This window comes from Marinobacter alkaliphilus (assembly GCF_055394375.1).
The window spans coordinates 1,628,629-1,654,774 of record NZ_AP043751.1 but is presented as its reverse complement, the minus strand read 5'-3'; the positions used below and the strand labels follow the sequence as shown (position 1 = coordinate 1,654,774).

The following is a 26,146-nucleotide window of genomic DNA, read 5'->3' as shown; positions in this document are numbered from 1 at the left end:
GCGGCGGTGTTACCCGCCGCTGTTCTTTACCAGACGGCGCGGCACCAGTTTGGTGTCATCGTCCTCCGGCATAGCTTCTGCCAATCCCACGAAGTTACGATCGCCGTAGACACGCACGAAGCCTTCAAGGGACTGACCCGGTATTCTAACCGGTTGTCCGTTCAATATCGATACCAGTGCCGAGCCAGAAAGCCGGTACTCGGGAAACATAGTCAACGCGCTTTCCGGCGGCAGCAGCAACCCATCCAGGCTCTCACCTCGCTCTCGCATGGCTTCCAGGTCTTTGACATCGTGAGCATTTTCAAGAGTGTACCCGGAGGCCAGGGTGCGCCGAAGTGCACTGACATGGGCACCGCACCCCAGTACCGCACCAATATCTTCAACCAGTGAGCGTATATACGTACCCTTGGTACAGGTAACCGCCAGGTCCAGCTCCTGCTCGCGAACCGCCAACAAAGTCAGGTCGTAGATGGTGACGGGGCGCGCGGGGCGCTCAATCTCAATACCCTCACGGGCATACTCGTAGAGCGGGCGGCCCTGGTGCTTGAGCGCAGAGTACATGGACGGTACCTGCTGGATATCACCCCGGAACTGCTCCAGCACGGTTTCCACCTGCGCCTCAGTCAATGCAGGCACCGGTTTTTCCTCAACCACTGCGCCTTCGCTGTCTCCAGTTTCTGTCCGGATACCCAGCCGCGCGGTCGTGACATACGCCTTGTCACTGTCGAGCATGGTCTGGGAAAATTTGGTGGCTTCACCAAAACACAGCGGCAAAACACCGGTGGCGAGCGGATCAAGCGCACCTGTGTGGCCCGCCTTAGCGGCGCCATACAGGCGCTTGACCTGCTGCAGAATCCCGTTGGAGGTGACACCCTGGGGCTTGTCGATCACCAGGATGCCATTTACGTCACGGCCTTTACGTCTTCGGCTCAAGCATCACGCTCCGGATTATCTGAAACCGGATCATCGTTATCATCGCGAGGAACAGCAGGCTGATCCCCAACGGCTTCTCGAATCAGACGGTCCATCTTGCGACTCTGGTTAAGCAGGCTGTCGAAGTGGAAACGCAGGTGGGGTACCACCCGCAGCTTCATCGCCCGCCCGACCTGACCTCGCAGGAATCCCGAGGCCTTGTTGAGCACCGCCAGGGAATCCTGAACTTCCGGAGATTGCTCGGTAAGCTCTTCGGTCGACAACAGGGAAACGTAAATATCGGCATAGCCCAGATCACGGCTGACCTTGACGGCATTCACCGTGACCATGCCAACGCGAGGGTCTTTGACCTCGCGCTGGATGAGCTGGGCCAGTTCACGTTGCATCTGATCGCCGATACGATCTATGCGACTGTATTCCCGCGCCATCAGGCCCCCGTTGATTCGAGCTGACGCTCAACGCGAACGCGATCGAACACCTCGATCTGATCGCCCACTTTCACGTCGTAGCCTTTAACACCGATACCACACTCCATACCGTTGCGGACTTCCGGTACGTCATCCTTGAAGCGACGCAGGGATTCCAGCTCGCCCTCGAAGATAACCACGTTGTCACGCAGTACGCGAATCGGCTTGTTACGGTATACGGTACCCTCGGTCACCATACAGCCGGCCACCTGGCCAAACTTCGGTGAACGGAACACGTCCCGCACATCGGCGATACCCACGATGTCTTCCCGGAACTCAGGCTTGAGCATACCAGTCAGGGCGGACTTAACATCATCAATCAGGTTATAGATGATGCTGTAGTAACGCAGATCCAGACCTTCCTGCTCCACCAGGCGCTTGGAAGCGGTATCCGCACGCACGTTGAAACCGAAGATAACCGCGTTGGTGGCCATGGCCAGGCTCACGTCTGTCTCGGCAATACCGCCAACACCAGACGAAACAATCTTGACCTGAACTTCCTCGTTACCCAGGTCCTGCAGGGCCTTGGTGATGGCCTCCAGGGAACCACGAACGTCGGTCTTGAGAACAACGTTAAGGGTTTTGACTTCGTCTTTACCCATGTTCTCAAACATATTCTCCAGCTTGGCGGCCTGCTGGCGCTGCAGACGCTGCTCGCGCTCGCGGGTCTGGCGGAATTCGGCCAGTTCTTTGGCTTTCTTCTCATCAGCCACGGCGAAGAACTCATCGCCAGCATCCGGTGTGCCATTCAGGCCAAGAATTTCGACCGGAATGGACGGGCCAGCTTCCTTGACCTGCTTGCCGGCTTCGTCGGTCATCGCCCGAACCTTGCCGTAGAATGAGCCGGCCACGACCATGTCGCCCTGGCGCAGGGTGCCGTTCTGAACCAGAACGGTCGCAACAGAACCACGACCACGCTCCAGGCTGGACTCAACAACCACACCGCGGGCGGAGGCATCCGGTGATGCTTCAAGTTCCAAAATCTCGGCCTGCAGCAGGACGGCTTCCAGAAGATCATCAATGCCAAGACCTGTATGAGCCGACACAGGCACAAACTGTACATCGCCGCCCCAGTCTTCCGGAATCACATCCAGGGCAGACAGCTCGTTCTTGATGCGGTCCGGATCCGCCTCTTCCTTGTCCATCTTATTGATGGCGACCACCAGCGGCACACCGGCAGAACGTGCATGCTGAACCGCTTCCTTGGTTTGCGGCATAACACCGTCATCCGCAGCCACAACGAGGATAACAATATCGGTGCACTGGGCACCGCGCGCACGCATGGCGGTAAACGCCGCGTGGCCCGGGGTATCCAGGAACGACACCATGCCGTGATCGGTTTCTACGTGGTAGGCGCCGATGTGCTGGGTGATACCACCGGATTCTCCAGCCGCAACCTTGGTGCGACGAATATAATCCAGAAGGGATGTCTTACCATGGTCAACGTGACCCATCACGCTCACAACCGGGGCACGCTTGATCTTTTCTTTGCCTTCGTGCAGCTCGGTAATCTCGCTCAGCACTTCTTCTTCAAACGCATCTTCACTGACCGCTTTGGGCTTGTGGCCCAGCTCTTCGGTTACCAGAACGGCGGTTTCCTGATCCAGTGCCTGGTTGATGGTGGCCATAACGCCCATTCCCATCAGGGTTTTGATGACATCAGCGGCTTTGACAGCCATGCGCTGGGCAAGATCACCGACGGTGATGGTTTCCGGAATCTGTACTTCTCTAACCATTGGCTTTGTGGGCCTCTCGAAAGCATGACGCTTTTCTTTCGGTTTCTTTTTAGCCCGCAGCTGCTTGCGAGGAACGGTTTCTTCCTCGTCTTCGGAAATAACCAGCGGTTCTTCAACCGGACGGCTGCGAGGGCCGCGATGGCCAGCCTGCTTCTTCTTCGGCTTGCCTTCTTCGATATCGTCGCCGCGCTCGCGTACCTTTTCTTTCTTTTTCTTTGGCTTGCGATCCCGACCTTCGTCTTCAGGCGGAGGCATGGGAATGTCCTCCGGCGCTGTTTCCAGTTCGGGTTCGGACTTTTCTTCCTGAACAGGCTCGGCCGCTGCCGGCTCCGATGGAGCGGCGGTTTCTGCCGGCTGTTCTTGCGGCTGCTCTGCAGCCACTTTCGGTGCTTCATCGACCACCGGGGATTCAGCCACAGGCTGTTCCGCTACCTCTTCCGGCTTCGGTGCTTCAACCTCTGGTTCCGGCTGCAGTTCCGCACGCTTGATATAGGTGCGGCGCTTGCGCACTTCCACGTTCACGGTTTTTGCCTTACCGGCCTTCAGCGTGGTGGTGGTTTTACGCTTCAGGGTGATCTTGTTCGGCTCTGCCTGAGCTTCACCGTGGGTCTTTCTCAGATAGGTCAGCAACTGCTGCTTCTCATCACTGGTGACAGCGTCGTTCTCACTGCGGGATTTCAGGCCCGCTTCCACGATCTGCTTCAGCAAACGATCCACGGGAGCGCCTACATCTGCGGCCAGTTGTTTTACCGTTACATCAGCCATACTGGTCCTCCTCTCCCGAATCAGGCCTGGTCTTCAAACCAGGGGGCACGCGCGGTCATGATCAGCTGACCAGCACGCTCTTCATCCATACCTTCAATTTCAAGCAGTTCGTCAATTGACTGCTCAGCCAGATCTTCCATCGTACGCACGCCCATACCGGCGAGTTTGAACGCCAGTGAACGGTCCATGCCTTCCATGTTGAGAAGATCTTCGGCGGGCTCTGCGCCCTCCAGGGCTTCTTCACTCGCCAACGCCTGGTTCAACAGGACGTCTTTGGCACGACGGCGCAGCTCTGTGACGGTTTCCTCGTCAAAGCCATCGATGGCCAGCATTTCTTCCATCGGCACGTACGCCACTTCCTCAATCGAGGTAAAGCCTTCGTCGATCAGGACACCGGCAAATTCCTCGTCAACGTCCAGGTGCGCGGTAAAGTGCTCAACCAGGCGAGAGTATTCCTGCTCCTGGCGCTCGCCGGCTTCTTCCTCGGTCATTACGTTCAAAGTCCAGCCGGTCAGCTCAGTGGCCAGACGAACGTTCTGGCCGTTACGGCCGATGGCCTGGGCCAGATTGTCTTCGGCGACGGCAACGTCCATGGTGTGGCGGTCTTCATCCATCACAATGGAGGCAACCTCGGCCGGCGCCATGGCGTTGATGACCAACTGGGCCGGGTTGTCGTCCCACAGCACAATATCAACACGCTCGCCGCCCAGTTCGTTGGACACGGCCTGGACCCGAGAGCCCCGCATGCCCACGCAGGCACCCACGGGATCAATACGGCGATCGTTGGTCTTCACGGCAATCTTGGCACGGGAGCCGGGATCACGGGCTGCACCACGGATCTCAATCAGGTCCTCAGCAATCTCCGGCACTTCAATGCGGAACAGCTCAATCAGCATCTGCGCGTCGGTACGGCTCAGGATCAGCTGCGGGCCCCGATGATCGGTGCGAATCTCCAGCAACAGGGAACGCACGCGGTCGCCCATGCGGAAGGTTTCCCGGGGAATCAGATGCTCACGGGGCAGAAGTGCTTCGGCATTGCCACCCAGATCCACAATAACGTTGTCCCGTGTCACCTTCTTGACCGTTCCGGACACCAGCTCGCCAACGCGGTCGCGGTAGCTGTCGACGATCTTCATGCGCTCAGCTTCGCGAACCTTCTGGAAAATAATCTGCTTGGCAGCCTGGGCACCGATACGTCCAAAGGCGACTGATTCCACTTTTTCTTCGTGGATGTCACCCGGCTTCAGGTCTGGACTGATCTCTTCGGCTTCCTGGAAGGTAAGCTCTGTACCCAGCGCTGGAACGGCGTCGTTGTCCACCACCAACCAGCGGCGGAAGGTCTCGTACTCTCCGGTGCGGCGGTCAATGGCAACCCGGATGTCCGCTTCTTCATCTTCATAACGCTTCTTGGCAGCGGTCGCGAGCGCCAGCTCGATCGCCTCGAAAATCACGTCTTTCTCGACACCTTTCTCGTTCGAGACGGATTCTACTACCAGCAAGATCTCTTTACTCATTGGATTGCCCTGCCCTCAATATAATCGATGCATCCACAGTCTTGTTCGAATGGGTCATTCAAAAACCGGTACGATGTTGGCTTTCTCAATACTGTCAAAAGGCAACAGGTATTCGTGGTCATCAACAACCACGATGACTTCATCGCCCTCTATACCTTTGATCAGGCCTGTAAATTTGCGCCGGCCTTCAAACGCCATGCGCAGCTTGATCTGAACCTGATGGCCAACGAATTCCTGATACTGCTCGAGACGAAACAGTGGCCGGTCCATACCCGGCGACGACACCTCCAGAGTGTATTCACTCTGGATGGGGTCTTCCACATCCATCACGCCGCTTATCTGACGGCTGACTTTCTCGCAGTCTTCAATGCTGATGCCATTTTCCGCATCATCAATAAACACCCGAAGCATGGACTGATAGCCCCGGGAACGGTATTCGATACCCCAGAATTCATACCCGAGCCCTTCCACTACCGGGCGCAGAATGTCTTCCAGTTGTTTAAGCTTGGCTGACAAGTGTCGCCGCCTCCGTATTCAGATTTTCGGACTACAAAAACAAAAAAAGGGCTGTTGATCAGCCCTTTTTATGCACCAGGGCCCTTTGCGCCAGGCCCCTTAATCAAAAAGCCCCTATGAATGGGGCCTTTTGTTGCAAGAATTCGCAGAAAGCTAACCCAACTCTGCCCTCTGCCGACAGACACCTGGCCTGCCTGGACACTACAACGCCGTTGCAAGGTCCAATATCCGCCGGAGTATAGAGACGCCGCGCAGACTGGTCAAGGACTGACCAAAAAAAACGGCCTGGAACTTCCAAGCCGTCTTACTCAAATATGGTGCCCGGGGCCGGACTCGAACCGGCACAGCTTTCGCTACCACCCCCTCAAGATGGCGTGTCTACCAGTTTCACCACCCGGGCAACATTCTTTACTCGAGGTCAGGGAGCTGAGACTCCCCACCCTCGCTTTCGCTACCTGCAGATTCTTCGATACCCGGCGCAGCTTCAGCTGGCGCCTGACGGGATTCCTGAACTGTCGGAATACCGGCCTCACCTGCCACTTCAGCACGCTGCTTGGCGAAGATTGCCAGCGAAAAACTTGTCACAAAAAACACAACCGCCATAAACGTGGTCAGACGGGTCAGAAAGCTGCCACTACCCTGACTACCGAACACGGTCTGGGAGGCACCGCCACCGAAAGCAGCACCGGCATCTGCACCCTTACCCTGCTGGATAAGGACCAGACCCACCAGAGCCACGGCGATCACGACGTGAACAACGACTACCAGTGTTTCCATCCAATCCATACAGACTCTCGTAAACGTTTTGGCTTACGCACCCACCGGAAACGCACGGCAGATACTTACAAAATCTTCAGCCTTAAGGGAAGCACCACCTATAAGACCGCCATCTATATCGGGCTCTGCAAACAGAGCGGCCGCATTATCCGCTTTTACACTGCCGCCGTAAAGTACTGAAATCGTCTCAGACGGCGCACCCATCTCTGCAAGCACCCGGCGAATGTCCGCGTGCATGGCCTGGGCATCTTCTGCAGTCGCTGTCTTTCCGGTACCTATCGCCCATACCGGCTCGTAGGCAACCACAATTTTCGACCACTGCTCACCAGCCACCGACGCCAGGCCTTGCTGAACCTGGCTGGCCACTACCCGCTCAGCCGAACCGGCTTCGCGTTCTTCCAGAGTCTCACCGACGCAGAGTACTGCCGTCAGCCCGGATGCCAGAACCTGCTCGATCTTCCTGGCAACCACTTCGTCGGACTCACCAAACAACTGGCGACGCTCGGAATGACCAACGAGGGCGTACTGACACCCCAGATCTTTCGCCATATCAGAGGAGACTTCACCAGTGTAGGCACCTGACTGCCACTGGCTGACGTTCTGCACGCCAGCAACCAATTCAGAGCCACAAAGCGCAACCACAGAGTCAACATAAAGGGCAGGAGGTATGATAACCACCTCTGCCCTGGCATCAAGACTGGCAACCTGCTCGCGGACCTGACCGACCAGCTGCTGCACAAGGTCTTTCGACCCGTTCATCTTCCAGTTTCCAGCTACGATCTTGCGACGCATACCAAATCTCAATCGTCCCGACCTGAGGGAGGGCGAACTATACAGCAGACATTTGTCTCGCACAACCCGCCCCATTCCACAAAATCAGGGTGTTGAACGCTCCACGACAAGGGCCAGCTGCTCGGCAACCCGGGCAATGTCATCGGCATTCTGACCTTCTGCCATCACCCGAATCAGGGGCTCCGTTCCCGACGCCCGCAACAGGATTCTGCCGGCCTCACCCAGATCCGCCTCTGCCCTGCGCATCGCCTCAACGATGTCTGACCGGCTGAGCGGATCAAATCGCTGGGCCACCCGCACATTCACCATCGTCTGGGGCAACTTGGCCATACCCTGACGCAGCTCTCCGAGAGTCTTGCCAGACCGGCGAACCGCCAACAGCACCTGCAACGCAGAGACAATACCGTCGCCGGTACTGGTACAGTCACGAATCACCATATGGCCGGAGCCTTCTCCGCCAATAATCCAGTTATTGGCCAGCAGCCGCTCCATCACATAACGGTCACCCACATTGGCACGCTCGAATTCGATGCCAATCTCACGCAGCGCCAGTTCAACCCCCAGATTGGTCATCAGGGTTCCAACCACGCCACCGTTCAACCGACCTTCGGCATGACGCTGGGAGGCCAGTATAAACAGCAATTCATCACCATCCACCTCTGAGCCGTCGCGGTCTACCATCAGCACACGGTCGCCATCGCCATCGAAAGCAATACCCATGTCAGCCTGCTTCTCAGAGACTGCCTGTTTCAGGGCATCCAGGTGGGTGGACCCCACGTTGAGATTGATATTCAGCCCGTCCGGTTCTGCGCCAATCACCGAAACCCTGGCTCCGAGCTCTTTAAACACCTTGGGGGCAACGTGGTATGTGGCGCCATGGGCACAGTCGAGTACGATATGCAGTCCATCGAGGGTAAACTCATTGGGCACAGTACTCTTGCAGAACTCCACGTACCGGCCCGGAGCGTCGTCGACACGGCTTGCCTTGCCCAGCTCATTGGGTTCGCACACCTGAATCGGCTGCTCGAGCCAGCGCTCGATCTCAGCCTCCAGGGCGTCATCGAGCTTGGTACCGTTAGCCGAGAAGAACTTGATGCCGTTGTCCTGGTGCGGGTTATGAGAGGCACTGATCACAATGCCTGCGGACGCCCGAAACGTTCGGGTCAGGTAGGCAATGGCCGGCGTCGGCATTGGGCCAAGCAACTTCACATCCACCCCCGCAGCGGACAAACCCGCCTCAAGTGCGGATTCAAACATGTAACCTGACAAGCGGGTATCCTTTCCAATCAGCACGCTGTTTCGCTGGCCCTGCCTCTTGAATGCCTGGCCTGCTGCCCACCCAAGGTGCAACATAAACTCCGGGGTAATCGGACTTTCGCCCACTCTCCCCCGGATTCCGTCGGTTCCAAAATACTTGCGCTGGGACATCAGATTGCCTCCTTAACTGCCGTCACGACCTTGACGGCGTCCACCGTCTCCCGCACATCATGCACCCTGAGGATGCTTGCGCCTTTCATGGCGGATATTGTCGCGGCAGCGAGGCTTGCCGGCAACCTTTCGTTGACGTCTCGGCCAGTAATTGCTCCGAGCATGGATTTCCGGGACACCCCGATCAACAACGGATGCCCCAGCAAATGCAACTGCTCCAGAGTCGCCAACAACTGGATGTTGTGCTCAACGGTTTTCCCGAAGCCAAATCCCGGGTCCAGGATGATGTTTTCCGGCCGCACGCCGGCCTTTTCGACCACTCGCATCCGTTCGGTCAGAAACGAACTGACGTCGCGCCGAACGTTATGGTATCGGGGGTTATTCTGCATGGTGTCCGGCTCACCCTGGATGTGCATAATGCAGACGGGCACGCCGGCTTTGGCCGCCACTTCCGGTGCACCCTCTCGCTGGAGCGCCCGCACATCGTTGATCAAACCGGCGCCGAGCCCGACCACTTCCTCCATCACGACGGGGTTGCTGGTATCCACTGAAATCACGGTATCCAGCTCACGGGCAATGGCCTCTACCACGGGGCAAACCCGGTCCAGCTCTTCCTGGGTCGATACCGGCTCCGCTCCCGGCCGGGTCGATTCACCACCAACATCGATAAAGGATGCGCCGTCTTCCACCATGGTCCGGGCACGAACAAGCGCGGCATCGGCGGTCGTGAACCGGCCGCCGTCTGAAAAGGAGTCGGGCGTAACGTTGAGAATCCCCATTACCTGGCACCGGGACAGATCCACCAAACGGCCAGCAAAATTCATTTTCATAGCAGGTATTCCGAAATTTTCTGTTCAGGGATAACAAAAACAAACGCCGCCCGGAGGCCGGGCGGCGCTGTATTTGACTAGGTCTTGCGCGGGCGATCAGTGCTCGCCGGCAGGCCTGCCTACTCCGGGCTGACGCCCGTCATCCGATGACCGGGGCTCCGGAGCCGGCTCTTCAGCTTTCACTCCGCCGGTGGGACCACTATCGCCCCAGTTTTTCGGGGGCCGCGGCTCTTTGCCTGCCATGATGTCATCGATCTGGTAGCGATCAATGGTCTCGTACTTCATCAGGGCCTCAGCCATCAGGTCCAGCTTGTCACGGTTCTCAATCAGGATCTGCTTGGCCGTGGCATAACACTCATCAATGATATTTCGGACTTCCTCATCAATCCGCTGGGCGGTCTCCGGAGAGTGATGGGAGTGCGACTGGCCAGCAGAACGACCCAGGAACGGCTCTTCGCTGTCGGTATCGTACTGCAGGGGACCCAACTTTTCCGACAACCCCCACTTGGTGACCATGTTGCGGGCCAGGCTGGTGGCACGCTCGATGTCGTTGGAGGCACCGGTCGTCACACCGTCAAAGCCAAGCGTCAGTTCTTCGGCAATTCGGCCACCGAACAGACTGCAGATTGAGCTGGTCAGGTAGCGCTTGGAGTGACTGTACTTATCCTCTTCCGGCAAGAACATGGTCACACCCAGGGCGCGCCCTCGGGGAATGATACTGACCTTGTAGACAGGATCATGTTCAGGCACGAGGCGACCAACAATGGCATGGCCAGACTCATGGTACGCGGTGTTCCGCTTTTCTTTCTCGCTCATCACCATGGATTTGCGCTCGGCGCCCATCATGATCTTGTCTTTCGCCAGTTCCAGCTCTTCCATCGAAACCAGGCGTTGATTACGACGTGCCGCGAAAAGGGCAGCCTCGTTCACCAGATTAGCGAGGTCAGCACCGGAGAAGCCAGGCGTACCGCGAGCGATAACCGCCGGATCGATACCATCGGCCAGGGGCACTTTCTTCATGTGCACCTTAAGAATCTGCTCTCGACCAAGAATGTCTGGCAGGCTGACCACCACCTGGCGGTCAAAGCGACCCGGACGCAGCAGCGCAGGGTCCAGAACGTCCGGACGGTTGGTAGCAGCGATCACGATGACGCCTTCGTTGCCTTCAAAGCCATCCATCTCAACCAACAACTGGTTCAGCGTCTGTTCACGCTCGTCGTGGCCACCGCCCATGCCGGCGCCACGATGGCGACCTACCGCATCAATCTCATCGATAAAAATGATACAGGGGCTTTGCTTCTTGGCCTGCTCGAACATGTCACGAACACGGGAAGCACCAACGCCCACGAACATCTCTACGAAGTCAGAACCGGAGATGGAGAAAAACGGCACTTTCGCTTCACCGGCGATGGCTTTTGCCAACAGCGTCTTACCAGTACCCGGCGGGCCCACCATCAACACGCCTTTCGGAATGCGGCCACCCAGACGCTGGAATTTACTCGGGTCACGCAGGAAGTCGACCAACTCTTTGACGTCTTCCTTCGCCTCATCAACACCGGCGACGTCGCCAAAGGTGGTTTTGATCTGGTCTTCACTGAGCAGGCGGGCCTTGCTCTTGCCAAAGGACATGGGGCCTTTGCCGCCGCCACCGCCCTGCATCTGGCGCATGAAGAAAACAAACAACGCGATAATGATCAGAATCGGGAACGCGGCCACCAGCAACTGCGTCCACAGGCTCTGGCGCTCAGGCTCCTTGCCGATCACTTCGACGTTATTGGCGAGCAGATCATCCATCAGCTTGTTGTCAGAGACCTGCGGGCGAATGGTCTGGAACTGGGAGCCGTCACCACGGACGCCCTGTACCTGAAGACCATCAATGGTCACCTGCCGGACCTGGCCCTGCTGGACCATCTCCACAAACTGGGAATAGTTGACTTGTTGGCCGGTGGTGGTGGGAGAGAAATTCTGAAACACCATCAACAGCACGGCGGCTATGATTAGCCAGAGAACCAGATTTTTTGCCATATCGTTCAAGGATCATCACCTGTGAATTGCGGGGCTGCAGCCATGTGGCCACCAACCCTTTTCCGACACCTTACACCAATTATACGCCTGTCCACCAGAAACGGCCCATCCGTATCGACCACAGATCCGCTGACTGACCCGGCAAAACACAATCTGAGGACTGCAACCGGCACCACTGGAGATTTCGTGAAACCTTTGACCCTGACCGTACAGGAAGGTTCCAGCCGACAACCGGTAGGGCGCCAAGGCCCGTCATCCCGCACGACACCGCGCCAGTGGGCGCGACTGTAGGTGATTACGACCATTTGTGGCGGGAATCTATCTGTTACAATTGCGAAATTATACGACGTCGTCAGCCGTTTCGCCGCTGACCTTTTGTTAATTGCACCGATAAAGAGATTACATCATGAGTCTTTCACCGGAACAGCGCCGGGAATACCGGGCGATTGCCCACAATCTGAAGCCCGTCATTATTGTTGGCGATAAAGGCCTGTCTGAGGGCTTGCAGGATGAGCTAGAGCGCGCCCTGAATGATCATGAGCTGATCAAGATCAAGGTGGCCAGCACTGATCGCGAAGCGCGCCAGGAAGCGATTCAGGCGTTGTGCGAGAGCTCCGGGGCGGAGCTGGTGCAGACGATTGGTAAGATTGCGGTGATTCTGCGGCGGGCTAAGAAGCCTAATCCGAAGTTGTCTAATCTGCTTAGGAACAAATGATTATTGGCCACGGAGACTAAAAAGCCGCGCTGGGGAGTGCGGCTTTTTTGTTTTTGGTTAGGAGATCGGCTTGGTAAAAGGGGGTCAGTCCCCGTTCGGGGACAGACCCGTTGGACAGACCCTTTGACGCTAGATGTATTCTACTTCGGAGATTTCGTATTCTACGGTGCCGGAGGGGATGCGGATGGCGACTACGTCGCCTTCGTTCTTGCCTATCAGCGCACGGGCAATCGGTGAGGATACAGAAAGCTTGCCGGCCTTGATGTCGGCCTCGTCTTCGCCGACGATCTGGTATTTAACCTCTTCGTCGGTATCCATATTCACCAGGTGTACCGTGGTGCCGAAGATCACCTTGCCCGTGTTCTCCATGGTGGTCACATCAATCACTTGGGCTACGGACAACTTGCCTTCAATTTCCTGAATCCGGCCTTCGATGAAGCTTTGCTGCTCGCGAGCAGCGTGGTACTCGGCGTTTTCCTTGAGATCACCGTGCTCCCGGGCATCGGCGATTGCCTGAATTACCCGGGGACGATCTTCGGACTTCAGCTTTTTCAGCTCCTCGCGCAGGCGGGCTTCGCCCGCCTTGGTCATGGGTACTCTGTCAGCCATAGTCTTACTTTCCTGCGTGTAGATCCTGGAGGCGACGTACTGTGCGCTCCGGGCCAAATTTGATGGCCCGACAGAAGGCTTCGCCGCCTGCCAGTGTGGTTGTGTAGGTTACCTTGGTCTGCAGGGCGGACTGGCGAATCTGGGCCGAGTCGGAAATCGCCTTGCGACCTTCAGTGGTATTGATAATCAGCTGAACCTGACCATTCTTGATGGCGTCAACAATGTGCGGGCGCCCCTCGCGAACCTTGTTTACCCGCTCCACGGCAACACCTTCGGCTTCCAGCGCCTTGGCGGTGCCGGTGGTGGCAATCACCTTGAACCCGGCCTCAACCAGGTCACGGGCCACCTTCGCCGCACCGGGCTTGTCGACATCCCGCACAGACATGAACGCGGTACCCTGGGCAGGCAGGCGCTCACCGATGGCCAGAGCCGCCTTGGCAAAAGCTTCGTCGAAGCTGTCGCCCAGCCCCATCACCTCACCGGTGGACTTCATTTCCGGCCCAAGGATCGGGTCTACCGCCGGGAACTTGTTGAACGGGAATACCGATTCTTTTACCGCATAGTAAGTCGGCACGATTTCCTGGGTGAAGTTCAGTTCTTTCAGGGTCTTGCCGGACATTACCCGGGCCGCCACTGCCGCCAGGGACACACCAATGGCCTTGGAGACAAACGGCACGGTACGGGAGGCGCGAGGGTTGACCTCAATCACGTAGATTTCGCCATCCTGCCACGCCAGCTGCACGTTCATCAGGCCGATAACGTCCAGCTCGATGGCCATCTTCCTGACCGCTTCGCGCATTTCATCCTGCACCTCTTTAGGCAGGCTGTATGGTGGCAGCGAACAGGCGGAGTCGCCGGAGTGAACACCGGCCTGCTCAATGTGCTGCATGATGCCACCAATGACCACATCTGTGCCGTCGCAGATAGCATCAATGTCTACTTCAACGGCGGCGTTCAGGAAGTGGTCCAGCAGCACCGGGCTGTCATTGGACACCAGCACTGCGTTGCGCATGTAGCGCACCAGCTCGGTTTCGTCATAAACGATTTCCATGGCCCGGCCGCCGAGTACGTAGGACGGACGAACCACCAGCGGGTAACCGATTTCGCGGGCAGCGACGATACCTTCCTCGTGACTGCGCACGGTGGCGTTTTCCGGCTGTTTCAAGCCCAGGCGCTGGATCATCTGCTGGAAACGTTCACGATCTTCGGCGCGGTCAATGGCGTCCGGGCTGGTGCCGATGATGGGCACGCCGGCGGCTTCCAGACCACGAGCCAGTTTCAGCGGTGTCTGACCGCCGTATTGCACGATCACACCCTTGGGCTTCTCAACGTGGATAATTTCCAGCACGTCTTCCAGGGTGATCGGCTCAAAATACAACCGGTCGGAGGTGTCGTAATCGGTGGACACGGTCTCCGGGTTACAGTTGATCATGATGGTTTCATAGCCGTCTTCACGCATGGCCAGGGCCGCGTGCACACAGCAGTAGTCGAACTCGATGCCCTGGCCGATCCGGTTCGGGCCACCGCCGATCACCACAATTTTCTCGCGATCGCTGGCATCTGCCTCGCACTCTTCCTCATAGGTGGAGTACATGTAGGCGGTGTCTGAGGCGAACTCGGCGGCACAGGTATCTACCCGCTTGTACACCGGGCGGATGCCCAGCTCGTGACGCAGCTTACGCAGGCTCACCTCGGAAATGCCCAGCAGTTTGGCCAGGCGAGCGTCGGAGAAGCCCTTGCGTTTGAGACGGAACAGGGTGGCCTTGTCGATGTCGGCCTTGCCGGCGGACTTCAGGGCCTGCTCTTCCCGGATGATGTCTTCGATCTGCACCAGGTACCAGGGGTCCACCTTGGTATGACGGAACACCTCGTCCACGGTCAGGCCTGCCCGGAATGCGTCACCGATGTACCAAACCCGGTCAGCGCCCGGCACATTCAGCTCACGGGTGAGGGTTTCCCGGGAGTTTTCGGAATCCAGGTCCTCCAGCTTCTCATCGAAACCTTCGGAACCCACTTCCAGACCGCGGAGTGCTTTCTGCATGGACTCCTGAAAAGTACGGCCAATGGCCATGACTTCCCCCACAGACTTCATCTGGGTGGTCAGGCGAGCGTCGGCCTGGGGGAATTTCTCGAAGGTAAACCGGGGAATCTTGGTGACCACATAATCGATGCTCGGCTCGAACGAGGCCGGAGTCACGCCACCGGTGATTTCATTCTGCAGCTCATCGAGGGTATAACCAATCGCCAGCTTGGCCGCTACCTTGGCAATCGGGAAGCCGGTGGCCTTGGAGGCCAGGGCCGAGGAACGGGACACCCGCGGGTTCATCTCGATCACCACCATGCGGCCGGTGTCCGGGTTGATGCCGAACTGCACGTTGGAACCGCCGGTTTCCACACCGATTTCACGCAGTACCGCCAGCGAGGCGTTCCGCATGATCTGGTATTCCTTGTCAGTGAGGGTCTGGGCCGGTGCCACGGTGATGGAGTCACCGGTATGCACGCCCATGGCATCGAAGTTTTCGATGGAGCAGACGATGATGCAGTTGTCGTTCCTGTCGCGAACAACTTCCATCTCGTACTCTTTCCAGCCGATCAGGGACTCGTCGATCAACAGTTCGTTGGTCGGGGACAAGTCGAGACCACGAGTACAGATTTCCTCGAATTCATCCTTGTTGTACGCAATACCGCCGCCTGAGCCGCCCATGGTGAAGGACGGGCGGATGATACACGGGAAGCCAATGTCTTCGGACGCTGCCCAGGCTTCGGCCATGGAGTGAACGATGGTCGCGCGCGGGCATTCCAGGCCGATCTTTCTCATGGCCTTATCGAAGCGGTCACGGTCTTCGGCCTTGTCGATGGTGTCGGCATTGGCACCGATCATTTCGACGCCGTGCTTCTCCAGCACGCCGTGCTTTTCCAGATCCAACGCACAGTTCAGTGCGGTCTGGCCACCCATGGTGGGTAGCAGGGCGTCCGGCTTTTCTTTCTCAATGATCTTTTCGACCGTCTTCCAGGTGATGGGCTCGATGTAGGTGGCATCGGCCATGGCCGGGTCGGTCATGATGGTGGCCGGGTTAGAGTTCACCAGGATAACCCGGTAACCCTCTTCGCGCAGCGCCTTGCAGGCCTGGGCCCCGGAGTAATCGAATTCGCACGCCTGCCCGATCACAATGGGACCTGCGCCCAGGATCAGGATGCTTTGGATGTCTGTACGTTTTGGCATGTCTCGGTAAACCTGTCAGCAACTTTTGAATTCTTTCAGCGCGTACGATGCGCCAGTGAGCTATCTGTGATGGCCTTGCCCTCAGGCAGATCGCGCTTCCATCAGCTGGATAAACTCGTCGAACAGGGGCGCCACATCATGGGGGCCCGGGCTGGCTTCCGGGTGACCCTGGAAGCTGTAAGCCGGCTTGTCTGTGCGGCGAATACCCTGCAGAGTGCCGTCAAACAGCGACTTGTGGGTGGCTTCCACATTAGCCGGCAGGGTTGCTTCGTCTACCGCAAACCCATGGTTCTGGCTGGTAATCATCACGGTGCCTTTGGCAATATCCTGCACCGGGTGGTTGGCGCCGTGGTGGCCGTGGCCCATTTTCATGGTTTTGGCGCCACTGGCCAGAGCCAGCAACTGGTGACCGAGGCAGATGCCGAACACCGGGATTTCGGTTTCCAGCACTTGCTGGATAGCCGTGATGGCATAGTCGCAAGGCTCGGGGTCGCCGGGGCCGTTGGACAGGAAGATGCCGTCGGGATTCATGGCCAGCACTTCCGAGGCCGGGGTTTGCGCAGGCACCACGGTGATGTCGCAGCCACGGGCGGCGAGCATGCGCAGGATGTTGAACTTCACACCGTAGTCCCAGGCAACGACCTTGAATTTGGCGGCGGCCTGGTCACCGTAACCGTCTGTGATATCCCACTCGGTCTGGCTCCACTGGTAGGCTTTGTCGCTGGTGACTTCTTTAGCCAGATCCATGCCCTTGAGGCCGGGGAAGGCTTTCGCCAGTTCCAGGGCGCGCTCGGCGGTGGCGTTCTCGCCAGCGATGATGGCACCGTTCTGGGAGCCTTTGTCGCGCAGGATGCGGGTCAGACGGCGGGTGTCGATGTCCGCAATGCCAACAATGTTGTTGCTTCGCAGGTACTCGCCCAGGCTCTGCTGGTTACGCCAGCTGCTGGCGACCAGGGGCAGATCGCGGATGATCAGGCCGGATGCGTGGATGCGGTCGGATTCTACGTCTTCTTCGTTTACACCGGTGTTGCCAATGTGGGGATACGTCAGGGTGACGATCTGGCGCGAGTAGGACGGGTCGGTCAGGATTTCCTGGTAGCCGGTCATGGCAGTGTTGAACACTACCTCGCCGCTGGTTTCTCCGTCTGCGCCGATGGCGGTGCCGTAGAAGAGGCTTCCGTCTGCGAGTGCAAGGATTGCTGGTGTGCTCAAGGCTTGTATCCTCATCGAGTGGCGTAAGTTCGTCACGAACAGGAACGCAAGCGCAAATTCAGGTTGCAAAAAAGCGAGACAGGGTAAAAACCCGGTCCCGCTTTCTTATAAACTTTTCAAAGGTACGCTTGGTGCAGTCAAATCGCCTTATTGTAAGATTTCTGGCGATTTTTGTCCACGTCGAATTCTACTTTGAACCATGTCGCTGGCCCGGCCGGAGGAGCAGGAAGCCTTTCCGAAAACCGCTACGAGCACATCCATGTGCGCTTCTCTCAGGCCATCCCTGGCCTTCGAAATTTTCGGAAAGGCCTCCTGCTCCTCCGCCCTAAGAGTCTGCAGATCGAAATCAGCCTTTAAGGCTGAGCACGTCCTGCATATCGTACAAACCGGCCGCCTTACCCTCGAGCCACAGGGCCGCCCGCATAGCCCCCTTGGCAAAGGTCATCCGGCTGCTGGCCTTGTGGGTGATTTCGATGCGCTCGCCTTCGGTGGCGAACAGAACGGTGTGGTCGCCCACTACGTCGCCGGCACGAATGGTTTCGAAGCCGATTTCCTTGCGGGTGCGTTCGCCGGTGAAGCCTTCGCGGCCGTAAACGGCGCATTCTTTCAGGTCACGGCCGAGGGCGTCGGCTACCACTTCGCCCATGCGCAGGGCGGTGCCGGAGGGGGCGTCTTTTTTGTGGCGGTGGTGGGCTTCGATGATTTCTACGTCGTAGTCGTCACCCAAGGTAGCCGCGGCCGTGCGCAGCAGGTTGAGGACGACGTTGACGCCAACGCTCATGTTGGGGGCGAAGACCACGGGGGTGGATTCGGCCGCCAGGGCCAGCTGTTCTTTTTCAGCATCGGTCATGCCGGTGGTGCCAATGACGATCATTTTGCCGTTGGCGCTGCAGAACTTGGCGTTTTCCAGGGTTAGGTCCGGGAAGGTGAAGTCCACCAGTACGTCGAAGTCGTTTTTGACGTCTTCGAGGCTGCCGGCCATTTTGATGCCGGTTTTGCCGATGCCGGTCATTTCGCCGGCGTCGGCGCCAATCAGGCTGCTGCCTGGCTCAACGATGGCGGCGCCGAGCTCGAGGCCTTCGGTGCCGTCTACGGCTTCGATCAGTACTTTGCCCATGCGCCCGGCGGCGCCGATGATTGCTACCCGCATCTGTTATGCCCTCAGAATTTCATTTCGTCGAAGAAGCTTTTCACACCCTCAAACCAGGAGGTTTTCTTCGGAGCATGGTGGGTGCCGTTATTGCCGCTCAGGGTTTCCTGGAACTCTTCCAGCAGTTCTTTCTGGCGCTTGGTCAGGTTGACTGGCGTTTCCACCATCACGCGGCACAGCAAATCGCCTGCAGGGCCACCGCGAACGGGGCTAACCCCCTTGTTGCGCAGGCGGAAGAGTTTGCCGGTCTGGGTTTCCGGTGGAATCTTGAGTTTGACCCGGCCATCCAGGGTCGGCACTTCCAGCTCACCGCCCAGCGCAGCGTCAACAATGCTGATTGGCACTTCGCAGTATAGATTACGGCCATCACGGGTGAAGATGGAATGCTCGCGCACGGCAATCTGCACATACAGGTCACCTGGCGGCCCGCCATCAACGCCCATCTCGCCCTCACCTGAGAGACGAATGCGATCGCCGGTATCCACACCGGGTGGCACTTTCACAGACAGGGTTTTTTCCTGCCTCACGCGGCCCTGGCCGTGGCACACTTTACAGGGATTCTTGATAACCTGACCGGAGCCCCGGCAGGTCGGGCATGCCTGCTGCACGGTGAAGAAACCCTGCTGCATGCGAACCTGCCCCATACCCTGGCAGGTACCACAGGTTTCAGGACGGGAGCCTTTTTCAGCACCACTGCCATCGCAGGCTTCACACTCTTTGTGGCCAGGAATGTTGATCTTGACGGTTTTGCCTTTGACGGCCTCTTCCAGATCGATTTCCAAGGTGTAGCGCAGGTCGGAACCGCGAGTGTTGCGGCCCCGGCCACCGCCACCGAAGATGTCACCGAATACATCACCAAAGATATCGGAGAAGCTGGCACCACCGCCGCCAAAGCCACCGCCGGCCTGGCCATCCACGCCGGCATGACCAAACTGGTCGTAGGCCGCACGCTTGCTACCATCGGCAAGAATTTCGTAGGCTTCGCTGGCCTCCTTGAACTTGTTCTCGGCGTCTTTGTCGTCCGGGTTACGGTCCGGATGGTATTTCATCGCAAGCTTTCGGTAAGCCCGCTTTATGTCCTTCTCGTCCGCGTCCCGGGAGACCCCGAGTACTTCGTAATAATCGCGCTTGGCCATGCTTAAAACCCTGTTGCTATAACGCGGAAAACGCGGGGCTTACCCCCCCCGCGTTTTCCAACTACCTGATGTACTTAGGATTTACTTCTTGTCGTCGTCTTTGACTTCTTCGAACTCGGCGTCCACCGCATCGTCAGCCGCCTGGGACTGGGCACCTTCCTGCCCGCCAGCCTGCTGCGCCTGGTCTGCCTGATCCGCGTACATCTTCTGTGCCAGCTCGGAAGACACTTCGGTCAGTTTCTGAGTCTTGGTTTCGATGGCTTCCTTGTCAGAGCCGGTCAGGGCTTCTTCCAGATCCTTGATGGCCGCCTCGATAGACTCCTTTTCACTGCCAGAAACCTTGTCGCCGGCTTCGGTCAGCGTCTTGCGCACGGCGTGAACCATGGCATCACCCTGGTTGCGGACCTGAACCAGCTCTTCGAACTTGCGATCTTCCTCGGCGTTGGCCTCGGCATCACGAACCATCTTCTCGATCTCGTCATCGTTCAGGCCAGAAGAAGCCTTGATCACGATGGACTGCTCTTTACCGGTCGCCTTGTCCTTGGCAGACACGTTCAGGATACCGTTGGCATCGATATCGAAGGTGACTTCGATCTGCGGCACACCGCGTGGCGCCGGCGGAATATCCGCCAGGTCAAAGCGGCCCAGCGACTTGTTCTGGGAAGCCTGCTTACGCTCACCTTGAACCACGTGAATGGTTACGGCCGTCTGGTTGTCATCCGCTGTTGAGAACGTCTGCGACTTCTTGGTCGGGATGGTGGTGTTCTTGTCGATCAGCGGCGTTGCCACGCCACCCATGGTTTCAATACCCAGGGTCAGCGGGGTTACGTCCAGCAGCAGCACGTCTTTCACGTCACCGGAAAGAACAGCCGCCTGGATGGCAGCACCCATGGCAACGGCTTCGTCCGGGTTCACGTCTTTACGGGCTTCTTTGCCGAAGAACTCTTTTACCTTTTCCTGCACCAGCGGCATACGGGTCTGACCACCCACCAGGATAACCTCGTCGATTTCAGACGCCTTCATGCCGGCGTCCTGCAGGGCGACTTTACAGGGCTCCAGGCTACGCTGAACCAGGTCTTCCACCAGGCTTTCCAGCTTGGCGCGAGTCAGCTTCACGTTCATGTGCTTGGGCCCAGACGCGTCTGCAGTGATGTACGGCAGGTTCACGTCTGTCTGCTGGCTGCTGGACAGCTCGATCTTCGCTTTCTCACCGGCTTCCTTCAGGCGCTGCATGGCCAGGGAATCGCCGCGCAGGTCGATGCCACTGTCTTTCTTGAACTGGTCTGCCAGGTACTCGATGACTTTCAGGTCGAAGTCTTCACCACCCAGGAAGGTGTCACCGTTGGTGGCCAGAACCTCGAACTGATGCTCGCCGTCGACATCGGCAATTTCAATAATGGAGAGGTCGAAAGTACCACCACCCAGATCGTATACAGCAACTGTGCGGTCACCGCTCTTCTTGTCCAGGCCATAGGCCAGGGCAGCCGCGGTCGGCTCGTTGATGATCCGCTTCACTTCCAGACCGGCGATCTTGCCCGCATCTTTGGTGGCCTGGCGCTGGCTGTCATTGAAATAAGCCGGCACAGTGATAACTGCTTCCGTTACCTTCTCACCCAGGTAGTCTTCTGCAGTCTTCTTCATTTTCTTCAGAACTTCTGCAGAGATCTGCGGCGGTGCCATCTTCTGGCCCTTCACTTCAACCCAGGCGTCGCCGTTGTCGGCCTTGGTGATCTTGTAGGGCACCATCTTGATGTCTTTCTGAACCACGTCGTCCTCAAAACGACGACCGATCAGACGCTTGATGGCGTACAGTGTGTTATGGGGGTTGGTAACCGCCTGGCGCTTGGCGGACTGACCAACCAGGGTCTCGTTATCGTCGGTGTACGCGATAATGGAGGGAGTAGTACGATCACCCTCAGCATTTTCAATAACCTTTACCTTGTCGCCATCCATGATGGCCACACAGGAGTTGGTAGTTCCCAGGTCGATACCAATAATCTTGCTCATCGAATCACTCCAAATCTTTCTGAATGCTGTCCCAGGGAGGTTTGCCCTGACTGTCGCTGTTTAATCGCTATATTGGCGCTTTAATCGGCTTTTCAAGCCTGCTCGTCGATTTTTGGTGCATCTTCGGCCTTGGCCACAACCACCATGGCGGGACGAACCACGCGACCGTTCAGCAGGTAGCCCTTCTGCACCACGGCAACCACACTGTTCGGCTCGGCATCTGGCGCGGGCACCATAGACATCGCCTCGTGCTGTTGCGGATCGAACGGTTCACCCACCGGGTTCACCTGTTCAACGTTGAATTTCTTGAGGCCGTTCATGAACAGGCCCAATGTCATTTCCACACCTTCGCGAATGGAGCCAACCAGCTCCCCGGCGTTTTCATGACCTTCAGTACTTTCCACTGCCTTTTCAAGGCTGTCCGCCACCGGAAGAAGCTCTTTCACGAACTTTTCCAGGGCGAACTTGTGGGCCTTTTCCACATCAATTTCGGCACGACGACGCACATTCTGCATCTCAGCCTGGGCTCTCAGCGCCTGATCCTGGTATTCCTGCAACTGCGCCTTCAGCAATTCCAGTTCGGAACCTTCTTCAGCACCGGCGGTTTCTGCTTCGCCCTGCTCTTCTGTGGCGTTTACTGCCTCGTTCAGCTCGTCTACTTGTTCGTTGCGCTTATCGTCAGCACTCATGACAACTCCTGATGACTTTCCCTGGGCCCGAGGGCCTGCGGCTAAATGAGCCCCGCCTTGCACAGGCAGGAAAATACGACTTTGCGAACGGATATGGGGCCCGCCCCTCAGGTTTCAACCTCAAACGATGCATTCTTTCAGATTTTCACGATTCGATTGTTTGCAATCAGGAAAAACCCTGTATATATTCACAGCAACTGTATAGATCAACAGTGTCCAGACAATTTTCAGAGAGTCTCCAATCCTGAGCGGAGGTTATCGGCATGCTCACACAACTTATGGTCTCCAACTACGCCATCGCCGAACGGGTCGACCTGCATTTCAGCAAAGGCATGACGGCCCTGACCGGTGAAACCGGCGCAGGTAAATCCATTGTTCTGGATGCTCTCAGCCTGGCCATGGGCGGCCGAGCAGATGCCGGAGCCGTGCGCCACGGCGCCAAACGAGCCGATATCACCGCCAGCTTCGACATCTCACGTATTCCGATTGCCCGACAATGGCTGGAAGAACACGAACTGGATGACAAAGACGACTGCATCCTGCGCCGGACCATCAGCAAGGATGGTCGTTCAAAAGCCTTTATTAATGGCCAGCCCTGCCCACTCTCCCAGCTCAAGGACCTTGGCGGCCTGCTGATGGATATTCACAGCCAGCACCAACATCAGTCACTGCTGCAAAAAGACACTCATCGGAAGCTGCTGGACGAATTCTCCAGCGCCGAAGACCTGGCAGAGCAAACCCGGGATGCCTGGAAAGCCTGGCATAGAACCAGTCAGAAGCTGGAACAGCGGCGCCAGAACGCCGACGAGGCAGAGGCAAAACTGCAACTGCTCCGGTACCAGGCGGAAGAGCTGGACCGGCTTGCCCTGGGCGATGGCGAACAGGAAGCGCTTGAACAGGAACAAGCGCAGCTGAGCCAGGCCGATGCGGTACTGCATAGCAGCCATCAGGCTGCCCTGCTGTGCACTGAGGACGAAACCAGTGCCGCCGACCTGGTGCGTCAGGCACTCCAGCAACTGGAGCAACTCCCAGTGGATGTTCCGGCACTGGCTGACGCCATCCAGATGCTGACCGAAGCACAGATCCAGATTTCAGAAGCCGGGGACAACCTTCGGCACTTTGTTGAAGACTACGAAGCAGACCCCGCACGGCTGGCCGAGGTCGAGGAACGCCTGAGCGCCATTTATCAGATGGCTCGAAAGCACCGCATCACACCGGAGGAATTGCCGGAACTGCACCAACGCCTGTCGAACGAACTGGAAGAACTGGACGGCGGCGAAGGCAGCCTCGAGCAGCTTGAGGCAGAGCAGCAAGCCCTGCGCAAACGGTTTGATGAACTGGCCGGACAATTAACGGCCAAGCGGGAGCAGGCAGCGGCGGAACTGGATCAGCGAATTGCTCAGGAGCTTGCACAGCTGAGCATGCCGGCCGTCCAGTTTGTTACCAAACTGGGCCGCAACAGCAATGACGAACCGGCCCCCCACGGTATGGAAGATGTCGAGTTCCTGGTCAGCGCCAACCCGGGGCAACCCGCACGCCGACTGGCCAAGGTGGCCTCCGGGGGCGAACTGTCTCGGATCAGCCTTGCCATTCAGGTAGTGGTCGCCCAGACCTCAACCACCCCCACCCTCGTGTTTGACGAAGTGGACGTGGGTATTGGTGGCGGCACAGCAGAGGTGGTCGGGCGTTTGCTCCGGTCTCTGGGCAGCAACGGCCAGGTGCTGTGTGTCACTCACTTGCCCCAGGTTGCAGCTCAGTGCCACCAGCACCTGTTCGTCAGCAAATTCACCGAACAGGACGCAACCTATTCACGCATTGAAACGCTGGATGACCAGGGAAGAATCAGCGAAGTGGCAAGAATGCTGGGCGGCGTAGACATGACAGAGCACACCATTGCCCACGCCCGGGAGATGTTCGTTAAGGGTCAGGCGACCCATCACTGAATCCCCCTCTCGATTCGGAGAGCTGTTGGGGCCGGCGCTTGCTGGCCCCTTTTTTTGACTTATTTCCTGGAAGAGCCCAAAGGCTTAACGTAGAGGATCAGGCTGTGATCAACGATCTCATAGCCATGCTCCTTGGCGATCTTCTGCTGGCGCTCTTCGATGATATCATCCACAAATTCGATCACTTCCCCGGTTTGCGTGCATACCATGTGGTCATGGTGATCATCGCCCGCCATTTCGAAGACGGCGTGGCCACCCTCAAAGTTATGGCGCAACACCAGGCCCGCAGCCTCGAACTGAGTCAGCACCCGGTAGACGGTTGCCAGCCCCACGTCATCTCCCTGATCCAGCAGCTTCTTGTAAACATCCTCGGCACTCAGATGGTGCTCTTCGGCGTTCTCCAGAATATTGAAGATTTTGACTCTCGGGAGAGTAACCTTCAAACCGACCTTTCGTAATTCGGCGTTTTCAGATGACATGTTACTATTCACTCTTTGGTGTGCCTCACGGCTTCCGGTATGATGAAGCCGCCGTTCAACGGACTACCCGTTTCACACCTGCTTGATGCAGGCGATTTCAAGATAGAGGATTTCCCCCGGCGATGCAAAAGCTCACCGCTATCGTTCTTATTAGCATTTTATCCTTGTCCGGTTGCGTATTCCCTGGCGTTTACAAAATCAATGTGCAACAGGGGAATATCGTGACCGAAGACGACCTCAAGAGCCTCTCCCAAGGCATGGCCCGCAGTCAGGTTCATGCGGTTCTCGGGTCGCCGCTGATGCTCAATCCGGTGGACCCCTCGCGCGAGTACTACGTGTACACCTTCCAGCGCCGGGGCGGGGATATCCAGGAGCAGCGCATCATCGTCTATTACGAAGGTGACGAGTTCAGCCATTACGACGCGCGACTGCTGGAAGAAACGCCTGCTTACTGATCGTTCAGGCTTTCTTTTTGGCCCGGTTCAGCCGGGCCTGCTTGGGATCTATCTTCAGCGGGCGGTATAGTTCAACCCGGTCTCCCTCGCGCAGCTCATGGCCCGCGGGGTCTTTAATGACTTTGCCAAACACGCCCATATCCGTTGCGTCCGGGGCAATTTCCGGGAAAATATCCGTTATTCCAGACAGCTTCACGGCCTCGATGGCGGTGGTTCCCTCAGGCGCTTCAATCGCCACGATTTGCTGCTTGTCTGGCCGGGCATACGCTACCTCTACCTGCATCAAACCGTCCCTCCCTGATAAATCTGGTCTGCCCGACGGCAAAACGCATCCACCATGGTATTGGCAGCCTGATTGAACACCGGACCAAAAGTCATTCGGGACAGTGAGCCCGAAAACTCAAACTCCAGGGTCAGGATCACCTTACAGGCCTGCTCGTTGAGCGCCTTGAAGTGCCACCGCCCCCGCAGATTTTTCAGCGGTCCATCCACCAGGCTCATCTCGATCGCCTCGGGCATCAACAGCTGATTACGCGTGGTCAGGCGATGGCGCACACCGCCCTTGGCAATCTCCAGTGACGCCATGATCTCTGCATCCGTCTGTTCGTGCACCTCTGCCCCGGCGCACCAGGGCAGAAACTCGGGATACCGTGCAATATCATTGACCAGATGGAACATGCGCTCTGCGGAGTGCATGACCAATGCGGTCTTATCAATCTGATGCGCCATGAAAACCGGGATTCCT

23 protein-coding genes and 1 tRNA gene are annotated in these 26,146 nt (G+C 57.6%); 3 read left to right on the top strand and 21 right to left on the bottom strand.

Going from position 1 to position 26,146, the window contains the following annotated elements:
• Positions 1-9: 9 nt before the first annotated feature.
• The 11 genes from truB to ftsH all read right to left on the bottom strand — a co-directional run bounded on the left by truB (position 10) and on the right by ftsH (position 11,792).
• Positions 10-933, bottom strand: coding sequence for a tRNA pseudouridine(55) synthase TruB (truB, locus tag ACZ5Q2_RS07450; protein ID WP_230715474.1), 924 nt, complete (start codon positions 931-933; stop codon positions 10-12).
• Complete coding sequence (gene rbfA / locus ACZ5Q2_RS07445) at positions 930-1,361, bottom strand: 30S ribosome-binding factor RbfA (RefSeq protein ID WP_061330634.1); 432 nt, start codon at positions 1,359-1,361, stop codon at positions 930-932. The genes truB and rbfA overlap by 4 nt, the downstream gene beginning before the upstream one ends.
• Positions 1,361-3,901 carry a translation initiation factor IF-2 gene (gene infB / locus ACZ5Q2_RS07440; RefSeq protein ID WP_230715476.1) on the bottom strand — a complete coding sequence of 847 codons (2,541 nt, stop codon included), beginning with the start codon at positions 3,899-3,901 and terminating at the stop codon, positions 1,361-1,363. The genes rbfA and infB overlap by 1 nt, the downstream gene beginning before the upstream one ends.
• Before the next feature lie 20 nt (positions 3,902-3,921).
• On the bottom strand, positions 3,922-5,415 hold the full coding sequence (gene nusA / locus ACZ5Q2_RS07435; protein ID WP_152439077.1) for a transcription termination factor NusA: 1,494 nt from the start codon (positions 5,413-5,415) through the stop codon (positions 3,922-3,924).
• Between the two features lie 54 nt (positions 5,416-5,469).
• Positions 5,470-5,931: a ribosome maturation factor RimP gene (gene rimP / locus ACZ5Q2_RS07430; RefSeq protein WP_058092549.1), complete on the bottom strand. Its 462-nt coding sequence runs from the start codon at positions 5,929-5,931 to the stop codon at positions 5,470-5,472.
• A gap of 315 nt (positions 5,932-6,246) precedes the next feature.
• Positions 6,247-6,331, bottom strand: a tRNA-Leu gene (locus ACZ5Q2_RS07425).
• A gap of 8 nt (positions 6,332-6,339) precedes the next feature.
• Positions 6,340-6,717 carry a preprotein translocase subunit SecG gene (secG, locus tag ACZ5Q2_RS07420; RefSeq protein WP_061330637.1) on the bottom strand — a complete coding sequence of 126 codons (378 nt, stop codon included), beginning with the start codon at positions 6,715-6,717 and terminating at the stop codon, positions 6,340-6,342.
• A 24-nt stretch (positions 6,718-6,741) separates the two neighbouring features.
• Complete coding sequence (tpiA, locus tag ACZ5Q2_RS07415; protein ID WP_106694145.1) at positions 6,742-7,500, bottom strand: triose-phosphate isomerase; 759 nt, start codon at positions 7,498-7,500, stop codon at positions 6,742-6,744.
• Between the two features lie 84 nt (positions 7,501-7,584).
• Positions 7,585-8,928 carry a phosphoglucosamine mutase gene (glmM, locus tag ACZ5Q2_RS07410; RefSeq protein WP_061330639.1) on the bottom strand — a complete coding sequence of 448 codons (1,344 nt, stop codon included), beginning with the start codon at positions 8,926-8,928 and terminating at the stop codon, positions 7,585-7,587.
• Positions 8,928-9,758 (bottom strand): dihydropteroate synthase, encoded by an 831-nt coding sequence (folP, locus tag ACZ5Q2_RS07405; protein WP_230715477.1) that lies wholly within the window; start codon positions 9,756-9,758, stop codon positions 8,928-8,930. The genes glmM and folP overlap by 1 nt, the downstream gene beginning before the upstream one ends.
• Before the next feature lie 96 nt (positions 9,759-9,854).
• Complete coding sequence (ftsH, locus tag ACZ5Q2_RS07400) at positions 9,855-11,792, bottom strand: ATP-dependent zinc metalloprotease FtsH (protein WP_171039986.1); 1,938 nt, start codon at positions 11,790-11,792, stop codon at positions 9,855-9,857.
• Between the two features lie 397 nt (positions 11,793-12,189).
• On the opposite strand from ftsH, the gene yhbY reads away from it, so the two are divergent.
• The gene (gene yhbY / locus ACZ5Q2_RS07395; protein WP_058092544.1) at positions 12,190-12,498 is read left to right on the top strand and encodes a ribosome assembly RNA-binding protein YhbY; all 309 of its coding nucleotides are present in this window, start codon (positions 12,190-12,192) and stop codon (positions 12,496-12,498) included.
• 129 nt (positions 12,499-12,627) lie between these two features.
• On the opposite strand, the gene greA is transcribed toward yhbY, so the two are convergent.
• The 7 genes from greA to grpE all read right to left on the bottom strand — a co-directional run bounded on the left by greA (position 12,628) and on the right by grpE (position 22,524).
• Positions 12,628-13,089: a transcription elongation factor GreA gene (greA, locus tag ACZ5Q2_RS07390; protein ID WP_432210720.1), complete on the bottom strand. Its 462-nt coding sequence runs from the start codon at positions 13,087-13,089 to the stop codon at positions 12,628-12,630.
• 22 nt (positions 13,090-13,111) lie between these two features.
• Complete coding sequence (carB, locus tag ACZ5Q2_RS07385) at positions 13,112-16,330, bottom strand: carbamoyl-phosphate synthase large subunit (RefSeq protein WP_319636194.1); 3,219 nt, start codon at positions 16,328-16,330, stop codon at positions 13,112-13,114.
• 81 nt (positions 16,331-16,411) lie between these two features.
• Positions 16,412-17,542, bottom strand: a complete 1,131-nt coding sequence (gene carA / locus ACZ5Q2_RS07380; protein WP_230715495.1) for a glutamine-hydrolyzing carbamoyl-phosphate synthase small subunit — start codon at positions 17,540-17,542, stop codon at positions 16,412-16,414.
• A gap of 346 nt (positions 17,543-17,888) precedes the next feature.
• Complete coding sequence (gene dapB, locus ACZ5Q2_RS07375) at positions 17,889-18,692, bottom strand: 4-hydroxy-tetrahydrodipicolinate reductase (RefSeq protein WP_230715496.1); 804 nt, start codon at positions 18,690-18,692, stop codon at positions 17,889-17,891.
• Between the two features lie 11 nt (positions 18,693-18,703).
• Positions 18,704-19,828 carry a molecular chaperone DnaJ gene (gene dnaJ, locus ACZ5Q2_RS07370; RefSeq protein WP_058092540.1) on the bottom strand — a complete coding sequence of 375 codons (1,125 nt, stop codon included), beginning with the start codon at positions 19,826-19,828 and terminating at the stop codon, positions 18,704-18,706.
• Between the two features lie 81 nt (positions 19,829-19,909).
• Complete coding sequence (gene dnaK, locus ACZ5Q2_RS07365) at positions 19,910-21,835, bottom strand: molecular chaperone DnaK (protein ID WP_058092539.1); 1,926 nt, start codon at positions 21,833-21,835, stop codon at positions 19,910-19,912.
• Between the two features lie 92 nt (positions 21,836-21,927).
• Positions 21,928-22,524 carry a nucleotide exchange factor GrpE gene (gene grpE / locus ACZ5Q2_RS07360; RefSeq protein WP_061330645.1) on the bottom strand — a complete coding sequence of 199 codons (597 nt, stop codon included), beginning with the start codon at positions 22,522-22,524 and terminating at the stop codon, positions 21,928-21,930.
• A 263-nt stretch (positions 22,525-22,787) separates the two neighbouring features.
• Between grpE and recN the strand changes: the two genes are divergently transcribed.
• Positions 22,788-24,467 (top strand): DNA repair protein RecN, encoded by a 1,680-nt coding sequence (gene recN, locus ACZ5Q2_RS07355; protein ID WP_230715503.1) that lies wholly within the window; start codon positions 22,788-22,790, stop codon positions 24,465-24,467.
• A 59-nt stretch (positions 24,468-24,526) separates the two neighbouring features.
• Here recN and fur read toward each other — a convergent pair whose 3' ends face one another.
• Complete coding sequence (gene fur, locus ACZ5Q2_RS07350) at positions 24,527-24,946, bottom strand: ferric iron uptake transcriptional regulator (protein WP_230715505.1); 420 nt, start codon at positions 24,944-24,946, stop codon at positions 24,527-24,529.
• 122 nt (positions 24,947-25,068) lie between these two features.
• On the opposite strand from fur, the gene ACZ5Q2_RS07345 reads away from it, so the two are divergent.
• Positions 25,069-25,401, top strand: coding sequence for an outer membrane protein assembly factor BamE (locus tag ACZ5Q2_RS07345; protein WP_152439086.1), 333 nt, complete (start codon positions 25,069-25,071; stop codon positions 25,399-25,401).
• A 4-nt stretch (positions 25,402-25,405) separates the two neighbouring features.
• Here the strand turns inward: ACZ5Q2_RS07345 and ACZ5Q2_RS07340 are convergent, their stop codons facing one another.
• Together ACZ5Q2_RS07340 and ACZ5Q2_RS07335 are read right to left on the bottom strand one after the other, a co-directional pair.
• Entirely contained in the window at positions 25,406-25,684 is a 279-nt protein-coding gene (locus ACZ5Q2_RS07340) for an RnfH family protein (RefSeq protein ID WP_432210297.1), read from the bottom strand.
• Complete coding sequence (locus tag ACZ5Q2_RS07335; RefSeq protein ID WP_058092533.1) at positions 25,684-26,130, bottom strand: type II toxin-antitoxin system RatA family toxin; 447 nt, start codon at positions 26,128-26,130, stop codon at positions 25,684-25,686. The genes ACZ5Q2_RS07340 and ACZ5Q2_RS07335 overlap by 1 nt, the downstream gene beginning before the upstream one ends.
• Positions 26,131-26,146: the final 16 nt, after the last annotated feature.